An 18,654-nucleotide genomic window follows, 5' to 3' on the forward strand; every position below is an offset into this window, starting at 1 on the left:
AGGCTATAAACTGAACCTTATTTCGTATTCAATTTTCGAAGTTTGATTGCCGTTAAAACTTTTTTGGTATATAAAGGGAAATCAGCATTTTGAATCCAACTGAAATAACCTGGTTCCGTTTCTAAAACCTTATCCACTTTTACTCCTTTGTGTTTTCCAAATGAAAAAATCTCTTCATTATCCTTATCAAAAGCAATCATCCCTGCAAAATCGGCAATCTTTTTTCTTGTTGAAAATTCCGAAAGTAATTTCATGTCATTTTCCAATTCTGGATAACGATCTAATTGTGCTTTAAGGATTTCATAAGTGGCCATCGTATCCGCTTCGGCAGAATGTGCATTTTCCAGTCCTTTACCACAATAGAATTTCAAAGCAGCAGACAAGGTGCGTTCCTCCATTTTATGAAAAATAGTTTGAACATCTACCGAAACTTTTCCTTTCATATCAAAATCTACTCCGGCACGCAATAATTCTTCTGCTAATAACGGAATATCAAAACGATCCGAATTAAATCCAGCTAAATCACTGTCTTTAATCATTGCGTAAACCTGCGAAGCCAGCTCATTAAAGGTAGGTTCATTGGCTACTTTTTCGTCGGTAATTCCATGAACGGCTGTAGTTTGTGCAGGGATTGGAATAGTGGGATTCACTAACCATGTTTTACTTTCTTTATTTCCATTAGGAAAAACTTTGAATATTGATATTTCTACAATTCTGTCTTTTCCGATATCAATTCCTGTGGTTTCCAGATCGAAAAAGCAAATTGGCTTACTTAACTTTAATTCCATGTCTATATTTTGTATTAGTACAAATATAGAAATTTGGGTTTAATTTCGTTTAAAGTTTAAAGTTTAAAGTTTCATAAATACTCAAAAAAAGAAAACCCGATTGATTTTTAAAAATCAATCGGGTTTTTATTATAATCATAAATTTTTACAGATCTCTGTTTACATCAAAAGCTTCTAAGTATTCAGCGACTCTTTTTACAAAACTTCCTCCTAACGCACCATCTACAACTCTATGGTCGTAACTGTGCGACAAGAACATTTTCTGGCGAATACCTATGAAATCACCTTCCGGAGTTTCGATTACTGCAGGCATTTTACGGATTGCTCCAAGAGCCAGAATCCCAACTTGTGGCTGATTTAAAATTGGCGTGCCAAAAACACTTCCAAAAGTCCCCACATTAGTAACTGTATATGTTCCTCCCTGAGTATCATCCGGCTTTAGTTTTCCAGCTTTTGCACGACCTCCTAAGTCGTTTACTGCTTTTGCCATTCCAACTAAGTTCAATTGATCCGCATTTTTAATAACTGGAACAATCAAGTTTCCGTTTGGCAATGATGCTGCCATTCCAAGGTTAATATTTTTCTTTTTGATGATAAAATCACCCTCTACAGAAATATTCATTCCTGGATAATCTTTTATAGCTTTTGCAACTGCTTCCATGAAAATTGGCGTGTACGTCAACTTTTCTCCTTCTCTTTTTTCGAAAGCAACTTTATTTTTCTCTCTCCATTTTACAATATTCGTAACATCCACTTCAATAAATGATTGCACGTGAGCCGAAGTTTGAACTGAAGCTACCATGTAACCCGCAATTAACTTACGCATTCTGTCCATTTCAACAATTTCATCACCACCGCTTACAGAAACGGGAGCCGCTTTTTGAGCGACAGGAGCTGAAACTGTTTTTTGAACTTCTGCCACAGGAGCCGTTACAGCTACCGGTTGGCTTGTTCTATTTTTTACGTGCTCTAAAATATCATTTTTAGTAACCCTTCCTTCTTTTCCAGTTCCTGAAATCGTGTCTAATTCTGCAACAGAAACACCTTCTTCTTTAGAGATATTTTTCACCAATGGCGATAAGAATTTTTCAGAATCAGAGAAATTTGTTGGAGTTGCAACGCTTTCTTTGGCTGCATCAACCGTTTTTGTTACTTCAGCAACTGCCTCTGGGGTAGCCGCTTCTTTAACAACAGGTACAAGTTCTCCACCTTCAGTTTCAATAATAGCAATTGTTTGCCCTACCTGAACTAAATCATCTTTACCAAATAGTTGTTCCACCAAAATACCCGACACTTCGCTAGGCACCTCACTATCAACTTTATCAGTTGCTATTTCGAGTACCGCTTCGTCTGCTTCAATTTTGTCTCCAACTTCTTTCAACCAATTTGTAATGGTTGCTTCTGCGACACTTTCTCCCATTTTAGGAAGTTTTAATTCAAATCTTGCCATATTGTTAACCTAAAAGGTGTTTTTTGTTTTCAGTTTGCGAAATTACTAAATATTTTAAATATAAATTACATTTAATGTAATTTTTCACTCAATTTTCACTACCTCTCCTCTTTCCCTCGAATTATCACTTCCAATTAAAAAATTGGCATTTTTGGGTAAAATTCTAAAGGTAAAACCTTTATTTTTTGATGATTCCATAAAACGAATGCATTCTTTGAAAGAAATAAATTCGTTATCCAACATGATTTCCGTTTCTGTTTCCCTTTTCACAGAAGACGAAATTACCATTTTTTCTGTTTTTAAATCGTGAAAAGAGACTTTATTTTGAAAAATCAGAGACAGTTTATTTGCTATTTCCTTGTTCGAAGAATAAAAAATAAAAGATTTTGGTCTTATTCTTAATTTAGGCTGACCTTGAAACATTTTCACAAAAGAGAAAAACACAATTCCTGCTTTCATAAATAAAGAAAAGACTACCGAAGCCTTAAAGTGTTTTTTATAAAAGAATTGCATCGCTTCCTGAAATCTTTTCATATAAATTCCGTCCTTAATTGTACTTTCTCCTTTATAATGTATGACCGTTGTTTCATGAAAATAATAATTAGACTTTCCTTCTTTCAGTACCCGATAAGACAAATCAATATCGTCTGAGTACATGAAACAATCTTCATCAAAACCACTAACTTGCTGATACAAATCTCGTTTCATAAACATAAATGCCCCCACAAGAATTTCAACTTCTCCGTTTTCGTTTTCGTCTAAATGTTGCGCGTAATACTGCCCGAATATTCTTGATTTAGGAAATATTTTATACAAGCCCGTAACCTTTGTAAATGCCACAAAAGGTGTTGGAACACCTCGTTTACTTTCCGGCAGGAAGTTCCCGGTGCCATCAATGAGTTTCACTCCTACAATTCCTAAATCGCTTTGCTTTTTGGCGAATTGCAACACTTTAGTGAATGTATCTTCAGCGACAACCGTATCGGGATTCAGAATGCAAACATATTCTCCTTGCGCATGGGCTACGCCGATATTATTCCCTTTTGGGAAACCCAAATTTTCTTTATTTCGAATGAGTCTTACGTTAGGGAAACGCTGTCTCATCATGTCACAACTGTCATCTAGCGAATTATTATCGATTACAATTATTTCGCCGTCAATGGATTCTAATGCGTTTTGAACGCTTAGAACACATTGTTCCAAAAAATACCGAACGTTGTAATTGAGGATGATGACGGATAGCTGCATTTTTCAAAGATATATTTTAAGATGCAAAGACCCAAAGATTCAAAGATTCAAAGTGTAAAAAATTAAAAAACATGTTTCTCCGTAGCCCCGATTGAAGTGAAAATCCTTTGAGAGGAAACAACAAAGATTGCAACAGAAAGCGGGAGCGATGCTTCCAAATAAAATCAGATCATTCGCTCCTAAAAATTAGCCTAAATTTTTTAGTTTTAACATTACTTGAACCACAAAAACTTGAAACTTGGTTTAAATGAATTACTTTTGCAAAAAAGTTATGCTTCGTTACGAATTCATAACTTATAATTTATAACTCATACCCTACAAAGTGAATTACTTATCTGTTGAAAACATCTCGAAATCTTTTGGTGAACGTACGTTGTTTAAAGACATCTCGTTCGGAATTAATAAAGACCAAAAAATAGCTTTTATTGCCAAAAATGGCTCTGGAAAAACCACTATTATGAGTATCATTAATGGTTTAGAAGAGTCAGATACTGGTCAAGTTGTTTTGAGAAAAGGCATCAAAATGGCATTCTTGTCGCAAAATAATAATTTGCAGGAAGAATTGACAATTGAAGAGAGCATTTTCGCTTCAGATAATGAAACGTTGAAAGTGATTGAAGCTTATGAAAAAGCATTAGAAAATCCGGAAGATGAAGAAGCGTATCAAAAAGCTTTTGACGGAATGGATCAGCACAATGCTTGGGATTTTGAAACGCAGTACAAACAAATTTTGTTCAAATTGAAGTTGGAAGATTTCAAACTGAAAGTAAAAAATCTTTCGGGTGGACAGAAAAAACGTTTGTCACTGGCTATCATTTTGATTAATCGTCCTGATTTATTAATCTTGGATGAACCTACGAATCACTTGGATTTAGAGATGATCGAATGGTTGGAAAGCTATTTTACAAAAGAAAATATTACCTTGTTTATGGTGACGCACGACCGTTTCTTTTTGGAGCGTGTTTGTAATGAAATCATCGAATTGGACAACGGAAAATTATACCAATACAAAGGAAATTACTCTTACTATTTAGAGAAAAAAGAAGAACGCATCGCATCTGAAAATTCGAGTGTTGATAAAGCGCAGAATCTTTTTGTGAAAGAACTGGAGTGGATGCGCCGTCAACCAAAAGCGAGAACGACAAAATCTAAATCGCGTCAGGATGATTTTTATGACATTAAGGAGAAAGCGCAAAGTCGCCGTCGTGAAAACAAAGTAGAACTGGAAATTAACATGGAACGTATGGGAAGCAAGATTATCGAGCTTCACAAAATTTCTAAAAAATTCAAGGATCATGTGATCATGGACAATTTCAGTTTTGATTTTCAACGTGGCGAACGTATTGGAATTATTGGAAAAAACGGAACAGGAAAATCGACATTCTTGAATCTATTGACTGGAACTTTACCGCTTGATAGTGGAAAAGTGGTTATTGGTGAAACTATAAAAGTAGGTTACTATACCCAAAGCGGAATCAACCCAAAACCGGGTCAGCGTGTGATCGATGTTATTAAGGAATACGGAGAATTTATTCCGTTGATGAAAGGGAAATTGATTTCGGCTTCGCAATTGTTAGAACGTTTCTTGTTTGATGCTAAAAAACAATATGATTTTGTAGATCGATTGAGTGGTGGAGAATTAAAACGTTTGTACTTGTGTACGGTTTTGATTCAGAATCCGAACTTCTTGATTCTGGATGAGCCTACCAATGATTTAGATATTGTGACACTGAATGTTTTAGAAAGCTTCCTTTTGGACTATCCTGGTTGTTTGGTAGTAGTTTCTCACGATAGGTATTTCATGGATAAAATTGTAGATCACTTATTCATTTTTAGAGGTGATGGTGTAGTTGAAGATTTCCCTGGTAACTATTCTGATTTTAGAGCCTACGAAGACAGTGTTGATGTAGCTCAAAAAGAGGACAACAAAGCCGACAAGAAAGACTGGAAACAAAATAATCCAACGGGAAACCTGACTTTCAATGAGCAAAAAGAATTCCAGAAAATCGAACGAGAAATCAAAGATTTAGAGATTCAAAAAGTAGCCATCGAGAAATTATTCTCGGATGGAAAAGTCGAAGAAAGTAATGTTTTGACCAAAGCAAAAGAATTAGAAAACATCAATAATAAAATTGAAGATAAAGAGGAAAGATGGTTTGAGCTTTCTGCAAAGATAGAAGGATAAATTATCATTCTAAAAAGAAATAGTTTGTCATTTCGACGAAGGAGGAATGAGATTTCTCCTTCGTCGAAATGACAAAAGCAATACAAAATCATTATATATTATTTACTACCCCACCAATTTCAGCTTTACCGCTAAAAATAGTGGGGTTTGTTTTTTTTATGAACTAAAACTGTTTATCAAGAAATAGTATAGCAATCTTTTAAATAATTTTGCAAACTTCTATTTTTTAGTTTTATTCTTTTTTTTCCTCCAAAAGAAACAAGCAAATAGGGGGATGAACGAATTGTTGTCATTAATTTGAATTCAAAATAAATAGTCAATCGATTATTCTTAAAAATCTAACTGATAAACAATACCTAATAATTTGATAAAACAACAATAGAAACAATCAATTCTCAACATATGTTTAATAGATTTACTTGATTATTTTATTAAAAAGTAATCTTTAAATTACTAAAAATGTTAAAAAAATTTACGTTATCTGACAAGCTACTATTCGTTGCAGCTTTCCTTTCATTAATTTTCTCGGAAATTTTATATTTTCAGGGAAATAAAGATCAAGCCATCTTTATTGGAATTTGGGTTCCTTCCATATTAGCGTTCGGCATTTATTTAAAACTGATACAAAACACTAAAGATGTCTGAATTAATCCCATATTTCGCAGGACTGATAACATTGTTGTTTGGTCTAGGATTCGCATTTGCACTTCAGTCTCCTAAAAAAGACAAATAATTACTATTACCTGCTCTTCGACGTATACAATAGGTCTTGCTTGGGCTGCGCAAATGTCTCTGACTTTGTGCCCATAACAATGAGCATCAAAACAAACAAAAAAACCACAACAAAATCTAATTCTGTTGTGGCTTTTTTTATAAACTTGTCTTTCGCAAATGTCTTATGCCATAAACAAGGTATGTTTGTGATAGTTGTATAATATAGAATCGTAAATGGTTAATTTTGGCGCTACTTTTTCAGTAGAAGCGTCAAACTTGATACCGTTGTGTTTACGAAACAAGTATACTTCTTTCAAGCAGTTTGACAATCTTTTATGAATTAAGGTCTTAAAAGTTGGCAATTGCTTGTCTCCTACCAAAAAATCAATTTGGTAATTAGAACTTGTTTTCGAAAGATTATTCCCGATGATTCTGATAGTAAATTTTGTTGGAATTCCGTTTTGTTCCCCTTGATACTCTATTACCATAGTATTTAAAATTAAAATGTGATTAAATTAAAATTTATGAACAACTTTTATAGCTGCTGAATTCAAAATTAAAGATAACAAAAAAAAGAAAACTGCACGATAACAGCCCTTAAATTATTAATTATTGGGAAAATAAATTAATAAAATGATCCCAAAGCTCCTATTCTTTTTAGTTTAAATAAAAAAGAAGCAAAAATATAGTTTTAAATCAGGGACTATAATTCCACTTTTATTAAATGGCTTTGTATCTTCGTGCTAACTTTGTGTAACACTGTCTAAAAATCGCTATGCTATTTCAGATTAAATCCTACTTACAATTTCTTTGGCATTCTAAAAATGAACATGCGGTACACTCCCCTTTTGTATTCAACTTGATTACGAAATGTTTTTATGACACCAAATCAAAACCGGAATATGCTGTTCTAAAAAAGTATCGAAATTCACTTTTAGAAAATAAAAATACAATTGCAGTCACTGATTATGGTGCGGGCTCAAAAGTTTTTAAATCCATTACAAGAGAAATATCCAAGATTGCAAAAACCGCAGGAATAAGTCCCAAACGTTCCGAATTGTTGTTTAGAATCGTCCATTATTTCCAGCCGGAAAGCATTTTAGAAATTGGAACTTCTTTAGGATTAGCGACTTCAGCATTTTCTGTAGGGAATTTAAAATCCAAAATAACCACACTCGAAGGTTGTCCGGAAACGGCAAAAATTGCTCAAGAACAATTTCAAAAATTTAATTTCAAGAATATAAAAAGTGAAGTTTCTGAATTCTCCAGTTATTTGAGTGACTTTCGACTTTCGACTTTCAACTTTCAACTCATTTACTTCGACGGTAATCATCAAAAACAAGCGACTTTAGACTATTTTGAACTTTTATTACCCACAATTACGAACGAAACCGTTTGGATTTTCGATGACATTCATTGGTCGTCAGAAATGGAAGAAGCGTGGGAAATAATAAAAAACCATCCTGCAGTTACCGTTACAATAGACACCTTTCAATGGGGTTTGGTATTTTTCAGAAGAGAACAACCAAAAGAACATTTTACAATTCGGGTATAAAAAAAATGACCGCCATTACGGACGGTCATTTCTCACTTAAACCAACAATTATTTATTGTTTTGCATCACGCATTTCTTCAGATTTCGCTCCCATTCTATTTACTTTTAACATTGGAGCAAATTTAAATTTCAAACCAGCAATTTTTCTATTGTCTTCAGAAGAAAGTCCTTCTTTTTCAACGGTATTTTTTCTGCTGTCTAATGCTTCATACATTAATTTTATTTCGTCCCAATCCTCACGAGAATAACTGTCCTTATTGTCTTCTGCAGTATGAATAAACTGTTGGTAAACACTATGAATATTGTCTTTATTTACCCAACTAAAATTCATATCATCACCAATTTTTCCTTGACCAAACAAAGCATTTCTTAATTGCTGTTTTGAGTTAACTGGTGCAGGTGTTGAAGATACTTCTTCTTTTACTTCCATATCATCTTGCATTTTATCTCTTAATGCAGCATACTTAGCTTTACTTGCATCTATTCTTTCCTGCGCTTTTTCTTTATCTTTTAAATTTTCTAAAGCAGCTTCTGCATCATTAATTCTCATTTGGTATGAAGCATCAATTGCTTCCCAATTTGTTTTAGCATCTGCTTCAGCAACATTTCCAATTGAATCTACATATACAACATAGGTATCAACTTTTTTCTCTGCTTCTGTTGCTTTTTCGTCCTTACATGATGTAAATCCTAATGCGATTACTGCTGCTCCTAATAATAAATTTCTACTTTTCATAATTTTGTGATTTAATTAAAAATATTTCTAGTACAAATGTATAGCAATTTACAAAAAACTCAATAATTAACCAAAAATTATGAAAATAATAAAATAAATTATGAAATAAACAAAAATATAACAATAATTATATAACTTATTACTAAAATTATATAAAACATCAAACTACCATTTCACCTATTAAAATCAAACAAAAACTCAAAAAATCAATTTAACCGCATATTTGAGCCATTTTGAATTCCAATTTTTAAGCAATACTGTAACAAATTTAAAAAACAACTACTTATTTGTAATCCAAAAGTCTTTTGTACTTTTAAAACCTGAATACCATCTCTAAAATCTAAAACCTCAATGGCCAATCCATTAATTAAAATATCCAATATAAAGCGGGATTTTGTTCTCGGAAACGAAATCGTTTATGTCCTAAAAGGCATTGATTTAGAAATAAACAAAGGGGAATATGTTGCGTTAATGGGACCTTCCGGGTCCGGAAAATCAACTTTGATGAACCTTTTGGGTTGTTTGGACACGCCTACCTCAGGAACTTATATTTTGAACGGTAAAGATGTGAGTAAGATGAAAGATGATGAATTAGCCGAAATACGTAACAAAGAAATAGGCTTCGTTTTCCAGACTTTTAACCTTTTGCCCAGAACAACTGCACTTGATAATGTGGCTTTACCCATGATTTATGCGGGGTTTTCTAAATCAGAGAGAAATAAACGTGCTTCCGAAGTATTAGAGCAAGTAAATCTTGCTGATAGAATGGATCACCAACCCAATCAACTTTCAGGTGGACAACGCCAACGTGTGGCAATTGCTCGTGCTCTAGTCAACAAACCGTCAATCATCCTTGCCGATGAGCCAACCGGAAACTTGGACAGCAAAACTTCGCTTGAAATTATGAAACTTTTTGGAGACATACATGCTAACGGAAACACTGTCATTCTGGTTACTCACGAAGAAGAAATTGCAGCTTATGCGCACCGAATCATCCGTTTAAGAGACGGACTGATCGAAAGCGATACGGTTAAATAGTTTTTTTCAGGAGCTACTTCCGGCTATACATTACAATCTTTTCTAAAGCTTCCAGCCTTCAAAAGGCTGGAAGCTTTAGAAAAGGATTTCCACTGCTATCCGGGCTAGGCGATCCAGATCACAATACCATTTAGAATTCCAAATAATACATAGCTAAAATGAAAATCGCTTTACTAACCTGTAAAAAACTCCCTGAATTAACTGCTGCCGACCAACTTTTAATTCCAGAATTAGCCAAACGTAATATTGTGGCAAAACCTGTAATTTGGAGTGACAAAACCATCAACTGGAGCGATTATGATTACTTGATTTTTCGCAATACTTGGGATTATTTCGAAAAAGAAACCGAGTTCAACCTTTGGCTTGACCAAATAGGAAAATTAGGAATTAAAACGCTTAACCCAATTGAAATCATCAAGCAAAACAAGCATAAGTTTTATTTGCGTGAAATGGAAAAGCAGGGAATTTTAATTCTTCCCACCGTTTTTATCGACAAAACATCTTCCCTTAACCTTGCTGAACTTATTCCCTCACATTGGAAAAAAGCAGTTATAAAACCAGCCTTCTCCGCCGGTTCCTATCTCACTGAAGTTTTTGAAGTACTTAATATTCAAAAAATAAACGAGGATTACAAAAATATAGCGCAAGAAAAGGAATTGCTTTTACAGGAATTCATGCCAGAAATTCAAATAGCAGGAGAAACCTCTTTTATATTTTTCAATAAAAAATTCTCTCATGCGGTAAACAAGAAACCTGTTGAAGGGGATTTCAGGGTGCAATCACAATTTGGAGGAAAATACACTTTGGTTCAACCTAGCCAGGAATTAATTGAAAAGGCGCAAAAAATCGTGAATACCTTCCCTGAAAAATTATTATATGCCAGAGTCGATGGAATTATTATTGATAACGAATTATACTTAATGGAAATTGAATGTATTGAACCCGATTTATATTTTGATATAAGCGAAGGTGCTCTTGAACGATTTGTCACATCAATAGTCGAATTAATAAAGTAAATTTGTTGTTTACATTTTATAAATTGATACAAGAATAAACTGATATAGCATATAATGAAAGTATATACAAAAACGGGAGACAAAGGGACTACGTCACTTTTTGGAGGAACTCGAGTTCCAAAAGACCATGCTCGAATAGAAAGTTATGGAACTGTTGACGAATTGAATTCCCATATTGGATTAATTCGAGATCAGGAAATGAATGTTCATTATAAAGAAATTCTAATCGAAATTCAAGATCGATTGTTTACTGTTGGAGCAATTCTTGCCACACCACCAGAAAAAGAAGTAATGAAAAACGGAGAACTTCGTTTAAAAAAATTGGGGATTGTAGAAACTGATATTGAATTACTGGAAAATGAAATCGATGCTATGGAGAATGAGTTACCGCAAATGACTCATTTTGTTTTACCCGGCGGACACACTACCGTGTCATATTGTCATATAGCACGTTGCGTTTGCCGTCGTGCAGAACGTTTAGCAGTACATTTAAGCCACAATGAACCCGTTGCCGAGATTGCAATTAAGTACCTAAACCGACTTTCTGACTACCTTTTTGTGTTGGCACGAAAGTTGTCTCATGATTTGAACGCCGTCGAAGTTCAATGGATTCCGAGGAAATAATATACCGTTTTCAGTCGCAGTTTTCCGTTCAGAAATTTGAAACTTTAAACAGGAAACATTAAACTAAAAAAAACGTTCTTAACTTTTACTAAAAATAAATCATTTTTTACTTGTCTTTTTCAGTAAAAAATTTATTTTTGCACAAAACTAAATCGACAACAGATGTATTGGACATTAGAATTAGCCTCATATTTAAGTGATGCACCGTGGCCTGCTAACAAAGACGAACTTATTGACTACGCTATTAGAGCAGGAGCTCCATTAGAAGTAGTAGAAAACCTTCAATCTATAGAGGATGAAGGCGAGATATATGAATCAATGGAAGAAATTTGGCCAGATTATCCAACAGACGAAGATTATCTTTGGAATGAGGATGAATATTAAAAAGTAAACTAAGAAAAAGTCTCAAAAGAGGCTTTTTTTTTGGTTAAATTTACACAATTATACAAATAGAAATAAAATCATATCATGAGTTTCATAAATAGCATCATTAAAGTCTTTGTTGGAGATAAATCTCAAAAAGATGTCAAAGCTTTACAACCGTATCTTAACAAAATTAAAACTTTTGAAACGAGCTTAATGTCATTGTCTAATGATGAGTTAAGAGCTCGTACCACTTTTTTTAAAGATAGAATAAAGGAAGCTCGCGCTGACAAAGACGCGAAAATTGCCACGTTAAAACAAGAGGTGGAAAGCATTGAAGATATTGACAAAAGAGAAGATATCTATGTTGCTATCGATGCGCTTGAAAAAGAAGCATACGACATTTCGGAAAAAACGTTGATGGAAATTCTTCCTGAAGCTTTTGCCGTTGTAAAAGAAACAGCAAGACGATTTAAAGACAATACACAAATAGAAGTAACTGCATCTGCTAAAGATCGTGAACTTTCTGCAACAAAAAGCTATATAACCCTTGATGGAGATAAAGCAATCTGGGCGAATTCATGGAGTGCTGCCGGAAAAGAAATTACTTGGGACATGATTCACTATGATGTCCAATTAATTGGTGGAATGGTTTTGCATGAAGGAAAAGTTGCTGAAATGCAAACAGGTGAAGGAAAAACATTGGTGGCAACTTTACCTCTTTATTTAAATGCTTTGACTGGAAACGGTGTGCATTTAGTTACTGTGAATGATTATTTGGCTAAACGTGATAGTACATGGAAAGCGCCTTTATTCGAATTTCATGGTATGACAGTAGAATGTATCGATAATTACCAGCCAAGTTCGGAAGGAAGAAAAAAAGCATACAATGCTGACATTACCTACGGAACGAATAACGAGTTTGGTTTTGACTACTTAAGAGATAACATGGCGCACACGCCAGATGAATTAGTTCAAAGAAAACATAATTATGCAATTGTTGATGAGGTCGATTCTGTTTTGATTGATGATGCAAGAACACCATTGATTATTTCAGGTCCAGTTCCACAAGGAGATCGTCATGAATTCATGGAAATGAAACCAAAAATTGAAAACTTAGTTAGTTTACAAAGACAATTGGCTAACGGTTTCTTATCTGAAGCTAAAAAATTAATCAAGGAAGGAAACACTAAAGAAGGTGGATTCAACTTATTAAGAGCATACAGAGCATTGCCAAAAAACAAAGCACTTATTAAATTTTTAAGTGAAGAAGGAATTAAACAATTACTTCAAAAAACAGAAAATCAATACATGCAAGACAACAATCGTGAAATGCACAAGATTGATGAAGCGATGTATTTTGTAATTGAAGAAAAAAATAACCAAGTTGAGCTGACTGACAACGGAATTAAATACTTGTCTTCCGATTCTGATGATAATAACTTTTTTGTTCTTCCAGATATTGGAACCGAAATTGCAGCTATCGAAAAGAAAAAATTAGACAAAGATACCGAGGCAGAAGAAAAAGAAAGATTATTCCAGGATTTTGGTGTGAAAAGTGAACGTATTCATACTTTGACACAGCTTTTGAAAGCCTATGCTTTATTTGAGAAAGATGTAGAATATGTAATCATGGATAATAAAATCATGATTGTAGATGAACAAACGGGTCGTATCATGGACGGTCGTCGTTATTCTGATGGATTACATCAAGCAATTGAAGCCAAAGAAAATGTAAAAATCGAAGCTGCTACACAAACATTTGCTACTGTAACTTTACAGAATTACTTCAGAATGTACAACAAACTGGGTGGTATGACTGGAACAGCTTCAACTGAGGCTGGCGAGTTGTGGCAAATCTACAAACTGGATGTGGTAGAAATTCCTACTAACAGAGGAATGGCTAGATTAGACAAAGAAGATTTTATATATAAAACTACTCGTGAAAAATTCAATGCAGTAATCGAGGATGTAACTCAATTATCAAATGCAGGAAGACCGGTACTTATTGGAACAACTTCTGTGGAGATTTCGGAATTATTAAGCCGAATGCTTAAAATGAGAGGTGTTACGCATAATGTATTGAATGCAAAAATGCACAAACAAGAAGCTCAGATTGTTGAAGAGGCTGGAAAACCAGGTGTTGTAACAATTGCAACGAACATGGCTGGTCGTGGTACCGATATTAAATTATCTGCCGAAGTGAAAGCGGCTGGAGGATTAGCGATTGTAGGTACGGAACGTCACGATTCACGTCGTGTTGACCGTCAGTTACGCGGTCGTGCCGGTCGTCAAGGTGATCCGGGAAGTTCTCAGTTTTATGTTTCACTTGAAGACAACCTAATGCGTTTGTTTGGTTCTGAAAGAGTGGCTAAAGTTATGGACAGAATGGGATTACAAGAAGGAGAAGTGATTCAACATTCGATGATGACAAAATCTATCGAACGTGCTCAGAAAAAAGTAGAAGAAAATAACTTTGGTGTTCGTAAACGTTTATTGGAATATGATGATGTTATGAATGCACAACGTGAAGTAGTTTACAAACGTCGTCGTCATGCTTTGTTTGGAGAACGTTTGAAATTAGATATTGCCAACATGCTTTATGATACCTGCGAATTGATTGTAGATGAAAATAAAGCGACTAACGATTTCAAAAATTTTGAATTCGAATTGATTCGTTATTTCTCCATTACCTCTCCGGTTACGCAAGCAGAATTCAGTAAATTGACAGAAATAGAATTGACTGGTAAAATCTACAAAGCGACGCTGGAGTTTTACACAGAGAAAACAGAAAGAAGCGCCAGAGAAGCATTTCCTATTATAAAGGATGTTTACGAAGATAAAAACAATCAATTTGAGCGTATTGTAGTTCCATTTACGGATGGTATCAAAACCTTGAATGTGGTTACTGATTTGAAGAAAGCATACGATACTAACGGAAATCAATTAGTTGCTGATTTCGAAAAAAATATCACTTTGTCTATTGTTGATGAAGCCTGGAAAAAACATTTACGTAAAATGGATGAGTTGAAACAATCGGTTCAACTAGCCGTTCATGAACAAAAAGACCCATTGCTTATTTACAAACTGGAAGCATTCAATTTGTTTAGAGCAATGATTGACAATGTTAATAAAGAAGTTATTTCATTCTTGTTCAAAGGTGATTTACCGGCTCAACAAAATCAACAAATACAAGAAGCGAAAGAAGTTCGTCAGAAAGAAGACTATAAATTGAGTAAAGACGAAATTCCAAATAGCGAAAATGCAAATCGTGAAGCTGGAGAAACGCAACAACGACAAGTTACAGAAACTATCGTGAGAGATATGCCAAAGATCAATCGCAATGACAACGTTACAATTCAAAACGTGGCTAACGGACAAACACAAGAAATGAAATTCAAAAAAGCCGAAAGCTTAATCGCATCAGGTCAATGGGTTATTGTGAATGAATAATCATTCCATTTCTATATAAATTTAAATTCCCCAATTACGAAAGTAGTTGGGGATTTTTTTTATATTTGAAAATAGTATAAATATGTAAAATGTCCCGCACAACTTCTACAACGATTCATCACGACCTGCTTGCCGTCAAAGAAATTATATACGATCCGTTCAATTATGAATGTTCTATTCCAATAAAAGAAGCGGAAAGTTCTGAATATGGCGCTTACACTTTTGAAGTTAATACGCTGTCCGTTAAATTTCGTGTTGCAAAAATTACTCCAACTAAGATTGGACAATTCGTTACTTTATGGAAAAGAATAGGCAAAGGACCAATCCAACCTTTTGATTTTACAGATTCAATTGATCTATTTATTATCAGTACCAGAAAAGACAATCGTTTTGGACAATTTGTTTTTCCAAAATCGGTGCTTTGTGAACAAGGTATTGTATCAACCAATAACAAAGAAGGAAAAAGAGCGATACGAGTTTACCCGCCTTGGGATGAAACTTTGAGTAAACAGGCTCAAAAAACCCAGAAATGGCAACTGGATTATTTCTTAGAAATTTCCAATGATAAACCAATCGATATCAAACTTTTAAAAAAACTATATAAAACTCCTTAATTTTCAAGCAATAGCAGTGAAAAAAGATCTACTTCGGATTCTCGCCAAAGTATCTTTCCTCTATTCTTTTAATATCTTTTATGGAATTTTTGGCCCAAGCCAATCTTTTTACCAAAATCTCTTCTTCGGATAAATGCCAATCGATGTTTGAATTCCTTAATCTGTTCGTCAAGTTTTGAATGATAATGGAAGCCGAAACCGAGATGTTCAAACTCTCCGTAAAACCAACCATCGGAATTTTTAGAAAACCATCGGCACCTTGTAAAATTTCCTCGGATAATCCGTCTCTTTCGGTTCCAAAAAATAAAGCACTGGGTTTAGTAATATCAAAATCATCCATCAAACAATCATTTTCATGAGGCGTAGTCGCAATGATTTGATATCCTTTACTTTTTAATGTGTCTACGCAATTCGTAATACTGTCAAAAGTATTGATATCAACCCATTTTTGCGCACCCATCGCTATTTCCTTATCGATACTTTTTCCGTATCGCTGCTCAATCACGTTCAACTCCTGAATTCCAAAAACCTCGCAACTGCGCATAACTGCACTCGTATTATGCATTTGAAAAATATCTTCGACAGCAATCGTAAAATGCTTGGTTCTGTTTTCCAATACTTTCAGAAATTTTTCTTTGCGATTATCAGTTAAGATATTTTCAAGAAAATTGAGGTAATCAATATCAATCATTGCGGATTATTTTTTGGCAAAAATACTAAAAAAGACTAGCTTTATCTCCTAATGCATTTTACAAATGAAAAAGAAATTGGTGGTTTTGACAGGAGCAGGAATTAGTGCCGAAAGTGGCATCAAAACCTTTCGTGACAGTGACGGATTATGGGAAGGCCATAACGTCAATGATGTCGCTACACCAGAAGGCTGGCATAAAAATCCGGCTTTGGTGCTTGATTTTTATAATCAAAGACGAAAACAACTCAAAGAAGTACAACCGAATTTAGGACATCAAATTCTGGCTGAATTAGAGAATGAATTTGAGGTGTATATCATTACTCAAAACGTAGATGATTTACACGAACGCGCGGGAAGCACTAATGTGTTGCATTTGCATGGCGAATTATTAAAAGTAAGAAGTTCAACAAACCCAAATTATATCTTGGATTGGCGAGAGGATTTAAATTTTGGCGATTTAGATGAAAATAAAAACCAATTACGTCCGCATATTGTTTGGTTTGGTGAGGAAGTTCCTGCGCTTGATGAAGCAATAACAATTACTCAAAGTGCAGATTATTTTACGGTGATTGGCACATCTTTGCAAGTGTATCCTGCGGCAGGATTAATCGATTTTACTCCTCGAGAAACGCCTATTTTTTATATTGATCCAAAACCCATAAAAATCCCAAATCTTCGAAATCCATTGGATGTGATTCCGGAAGTCGCTTCTGAAGGAATGAAAACGCTAAAAAAGAAGCTAATCGGACTTATTTAAAAACCATTCGTTTTCTATTTTGTCACGAAAGGTTTATATTTGTGCCTTTCGAACAAACAACACAACAATGACTACTTTAAACGAATTGAATGCTATATCACCAATCGACGGAAGATATAGAAACAAGACTATTTCACTGGCTCCATTTTTCTCTGAAGAAGCTTTAATCAAATACCGCGTATTGGTTGAAATTGAATATTTCATTGCTTTGTGCGAAGTTCCTTTGCCACAACTAAAAAACGTAAACCCGAATTTATTCGAAAGCTTACGTAACATCTATAAAAACTTTTCTACTGAAGATGCGCTTTGGATTAAAGAAACAGAGAAAGTAACCAACCACGATGTAAAAGCGGTGGAATACTTTATCAAAGATGCTTTTGAAAAATTAGGTTTATCTGAATATAAAGAGTTTATCCACTTCGGATTGACTTCTCAAGACATTAACAACACAGCGATTCCTCTTTCTACAAAAGAAGCTTTCGAGAAAGTATACATGCCTTCTCTGATTACTTTGACTTCAAAATTGAAAGATTTAAGTATCGAATGGAAGGACATTCCTATGCTGGCGCGTACGCATGGACAACCGGCTTCTCCAACGCGTTTGGGTAAAGAAATTGGTGTTTTTGTAGAGCGTTTAGAAGAGCAAATGCGTTTATTGTTTAATATTCCTTTTGCCGCAAAATTTGGCGGAGCAACCGGAAATTATAACGCGCATCATGTGGCATATCCACAAATTGACTGGAGAAAATTTGGAGGGAAATTTGTGGAGGAAAACTTAGGTTTACACCACTCCTTCCCTACTACACAAATTGAACATTACGATCATTTCGCTGCATTTTTTGATGCATTGAAAAGAATAAATACTATTATCATTGATTTAGACCGAGATATTTGGACGTACGTTTCAATGGAATATTTCAAGCAAAAAATCAAAGCGGGAGAAATAGGATCTTCAGCGATGCCACATAAAGTAAACCCAATTGATTTTGAAAACTCAGAAGGGAATTTAGGAATAGCCAATGCTATTTTCGAACATTTATCGGCTAAATTACCATTGTCAAGATTACAACGTGATTTGACAGACAGTACAGTTTTAAGAAATATTGGTGTACCAATGGGACATACTTTAATAGCTTTTGAAGCCACTTTGAAAGGATTAAACAAATTGTTATTGAACGAGCCAAAATTCCACGAAGATTTAGAGAAAAACTGGGCTGTTGTTGCTGAGGCGATTCAAACAATATTGCGTCGCGAAGGATATCCTAATCCTTATGAAGCTTTGAAAGGATTGACCAGAACCAATGAAGCAATTGATAAAAAAGCAATTCATGGTTTTATCGCTACCTTAGACGTTTCGGATGAGATTAAAGCAGAATTAATGCAAATCACTCCAAGTAATTTCTTGGGAATTTAAAAACAAAA

16 protein-coding genes are annotated in these 18,654 nt (G+C 34.4%); 10 read left to right on the top strand and 6 right to left on the bottom strand.

Translation table 11 applies throughout. The annotated features are described in order from the left end of the window. Window positions 1-17 precede the first annotated feature (17 nt). From BUC23_RS06875 to BUC23_RS06885, 3 genes are all read right to left on the bottom strand, one after another. Window positions 18-788, bottom strand: coding sequence for a 3'-5' exonuclease (locus BUC23_RS06875; RefSeq protein WP_073207492.1), 771 nt, complete (start codon window positions 786-788; stop codon window positions 18-20). Between the two features lie 145 nt (window positions 789-933). After that, complete coding sequence (locus BUC23_RS06880; protein WP_073207495.1) at window positions 934-2,238, bottom strand: dihydrolipoamide acetyltransferase family protein; 1,305 nt, start codon at window positions 2,236-2,238, stop codon at window positions 934-936. An 84-nt stretch (window positions 2,239-2,322) separates the two neighbouring features. Beyond that, the gene (locus BUC23_RS06885) at window positions 2,323-3,486 is read right to left on the bottom strand and encodes a glycosyltransferase family 2 protein (protein ID WP_073207498.1); all 1,164 of its coding nucleotides are present in this window, start codon (window positions 3,484-3,486) and stop codon (window positions 2,323-2,325) included. Window positions 3,487-3,808: 322 nt separating this feature from the next. On the opposite strand from BUC23_RS06885, the gene BUC23_RS06890 reads away from it, so the two are divergent. Beyond that, entirely contained in the window at window positions 3,809-5,671 is a 1,863-nt protein-coding gene (locus tag BUC23_RS06890; protein WP_073207503.1) for an ABC-F family ATP-binding cassette domain-containing protein, read from the top strand. An 896-nt stretch (window positions 5,672-6,567) separates the two neighbouring features. Here the strand turns inward: BUC23_RS06890 and BUC23_RS06900 are convergent. Then, window positions 6,568-6,873, bottom strand: a complete 306-nt coding sequence (locus BUC23_RS06900) for a hypothetical protein (RefSeq protein ID WP_073207512.1) — start codon at window positions 6,871-6,873, stop codon at window positions 6,568-6,570. Between the two features lie 287 nt (window positions 6,874-7,160). Here BUC23_RS06900 and BUC23_RS06905 point away from each other — a divergent pair, with 287 nt between their 5' ends. Further along, window positions 7,161-7,940, top strand: a complete 780-nt coding sequence (locus tag BUC23_RS06905; RefSeq protein WP_073207515.1) for an O-methyltransferase — start codon at window positions 7,161-7,163, stop codon at window positions 7,938-7,940. Window positions 7,941-7,992: 52 nt separating this feature from the next. Here BUC23_RS06905 and BUC23_RS06910 read toward each other — a convergent pair whose 3' ends face one another. Next, window positions 7,993-8,676 (bottom strand): hypothetical protein, encoded by a 684-nt coding sequence (locus BUC23_RS06910; protein WP_073207520.1) that lies wholly within the window; start codon window positions 8,674-8,676, stop codon window positions 7,993-7,995. A 351-nt stretch (window positions 8,677-9,027) separates the two neighbouring features. Here BUC23_RS06910 and BUC23_RS06915 point away from each other — a divergent pair, with 351 nt between their 5' ends. The 6 genes from BUC23_RS06915 (at window position 9,028) to BUC23_RS06940 (ending at window position 15,784) form a co-directional block, all read left to right on the top strand. Then, complete coding sequence (locus BUC23_RS06915; protein ID WP_073207524.1) at window positions 9,028-9,714, top strand: ABC transporter ATP-binding protein; 687 nt, start codon at window positions 9,028-9,030, stop codon at window positions 9,712-9,714. A 158-nt stretch (window positions 9,715-9,872) separates the two neighbouring features. Then, a complete protein-coding gene (locus BUC23_RS06920; RefSeq protein WP_073207527.1) occupies window positions 9,873-10,730 on the top strand; it encodes an ATP-grasp domain-containing protein in 858 nt (285 codons plus the stop codon). 54 nt (window positions 10,731-10,784) lie between these two features. Then, a complete protein-coding gene (locus BUC23_RS06925) occupies window positions 10,785-11,354 on the top strand; it encodes a cob(I)yrinic acid a,c-diamide adenosyltransferase (protein WP_073207530.1) in 570 nt (189 codons plus the stop codon). Window positions 11,355-11,516: 162 nt separating this feature from the next. Beyond that, a complete protein-coding gene (locus BUC23_RS06930) occupies window positions 11,517-11,738 on the top strand; it encodes a DUF2795 domain-containing protein (RefSeq protein ID WP_007138072.1) in 222 nt (73 codons plus the stop codon). An 84-nt stretch (window positions 11,739-11,822) separates the two neighbouring features. Next, a complete protein-coding gene (secA, locus tag BUC23_RS06935; RefSeq protein WP_073207535.1) occupies window positions 11,823-15,170 on the top strand; it encodes a preprotein translocase subunit SecA in 3,348 nt (1,115 codons plus the stop codon). A gap of 89 nt (window positions 15,171-15,259) precedes the next feature. Then, a complete protein-coding gene (locus BUC23_RS06940; protein ID WP_073207539.1) occupies window positions 15,260-15,784 on the top strand; it encodes a MepB family protein in 525 nt (174 codons plus the stop codon). A 28-nt stretch (window positions 15,785-15,812) separates the two neighbouring features. Here BUC23_RS06940 and BUC23_RS06945 read toward each other — a convergent pair whose 3' ends face one another. Beyond that, window positions 15,813-16,475 (bottom strand): TrmH family RNA methyltransferase, encoded by a 663-nt coding sequence (locus BUC23_RS06945; RefSeq protein WP_073207543.1) that lies wholly within the window; start codon window positions 16,473-16,475, stop codon window positions 15,813-15,815. A 64-nt stretch (window positions 16,476-16,539) separates the two neighbouring features. Here BUC23_RS06945 and BUC23_RS06950 point away from each other — a divergent pair, with 64 nt between their 5' ends. Continuing rightward, a complete protein-coding gene (locus tag BUC23_RS06950; RefSeq protein WP_073207546.1) occupies window positions 16,540-17,232 on the top strand; it encodes an SIR2 family NAD-dependent protein deacylase in 693 nt (230 codons plus the stop codon). Between the two features lie 67 nt (window positions 17,233-17,299). Then, entirely contained in the window at window positions 17,300-18,646 is a 1,347-nt protein-coding gene (gene purB, locus BUC23_RS06955; RefSeq protein ID WP_073207549.1) for an adenylosuccinate lyase, read from the top strand. Window positions 18,647-18,654 lie beyond the last annotated feature (8 nt).

The organism is Flavobacterium xinjiangense (genome assembly GCF_900142885.1).
GTDB classification, from domain to species: domain Bacteria; phylum Bacteroidota; class Bacteroidia; order Flavobacteriales; family Flavobacteriaceae; genus Flavobacterium; species Flavobacterium xinjiangense.

What these genes read in the sequence shown, in the direction of transcription:
- BUC23_RS06950 (WP_073207546.1), top strand. Translation starts at nt 16,540, where the DNA reads ATGAAAAAGAAATTGGTGGTTTTGACAGGAGCAGGAATTAGTGCCGAA.
- secA (WP_073207535.1), top strand. Translation starts at nt 11,823, where the DNA reads ATGAGTTTCATAAATAGCATCATTAAAGTCTTTGTTGGAGATAAATCT.
- BUC23_RS06905 (WP_073207515.1), top strand. Translation starts at nt 7,161, where the DNA reads ATGCTATTTCAGATTAAATCCTACTTACAATTTCTTTGGCATTCTAAA.
- BUC23_RS06880 (WP_073207495.1), bottom strand. Translation starts at nt 2,238, where the DNA reads ATGGCAAGATTTGAATTAAAACTTCCTAAAATGGGAGAAAGTGTCGCA.
- BUC23_RS06915 (WP_073207524.1), top strand. Translation starts at nt 9,028, where the DNA reads ATGGCCAATCCATTAATTAAAATATCCAATATAAAGCGGGATTTTGTT.
- BUC23_RS06930 (WP_007138072.1), top strand. Translation starts at nt 11,517, where the DNA reads ATGTATTGGACATTAGAATTAGCCTCATATTTAAGTGATGCACCGTGG.
- BUC23_RS06885 (WP_073207498.1), bottom strand. Translation starts at nt 3,486, where the DNA reads ATGCAGCTATCCGTCATCATCCTCAATTACAACGTTCGGTATTTTTTG.
- BUC23_RS06925 (WP_073207530.1), top strand. Translation starts at nt 10,785, where the DNA reads ATGAAAGTATATACAAAAACGGGAGACAAAGGGACTACGTCACTTTTT.
- BUC23_RS06900 (WP_073207512.1), bottom strand. Translation starts at nt 6,873, where the DNA reads ATGGTAATAGAGTATCAAGGGGAACAAAACGGAATTCCAACAAAATTT.
- BUC23_RS06920 (WP_073207527.1), top strand. Translation starts at nt 9,873, where the DNA reads ATGAAAATCGCTTTACTAACCTGTAAAAAACTCCCTGAATTAACTGCT.
- BUC23_RS06910 (WP_073207520.1), bottom strand. Translation starts at nt 8,676, where the DNA reads ATGAAAAGTAGAAATTTATTATTAGGAGCAGCAGTAATCGCATTAGGA.
- purB (WP_073207549.1), top strand. Translation starts at nt 17,300, where the DNA reads ATGACTACTTTAAACGAATTGAATGCTATATCACCAATCGACGGAAGA.
- BUC23_RS06945 (WP_073207543.1), bottom strand. Translation starts at nt 16,475, where the DNA reads ATGATTGATATTGATTACCTCAATTTTCTTGAAAATATCTTAACTGAT.
- BUC23_RS06875 (WP_073207492.1), bottom strand. Translation starts at nt 788, where the DNA reads ATGGAATTAAAGTTAAGTAAGCCAATTTGCTTTTTCGATCTGGAAACC.
- BUC23_RS06940 (WP_073207539.1), top strand. Translation starts at nt 15,260, where the DNA reads ATGTCCCGCACAACTTCTACAACGATTCATCACGACCTGCTTGCCGTC.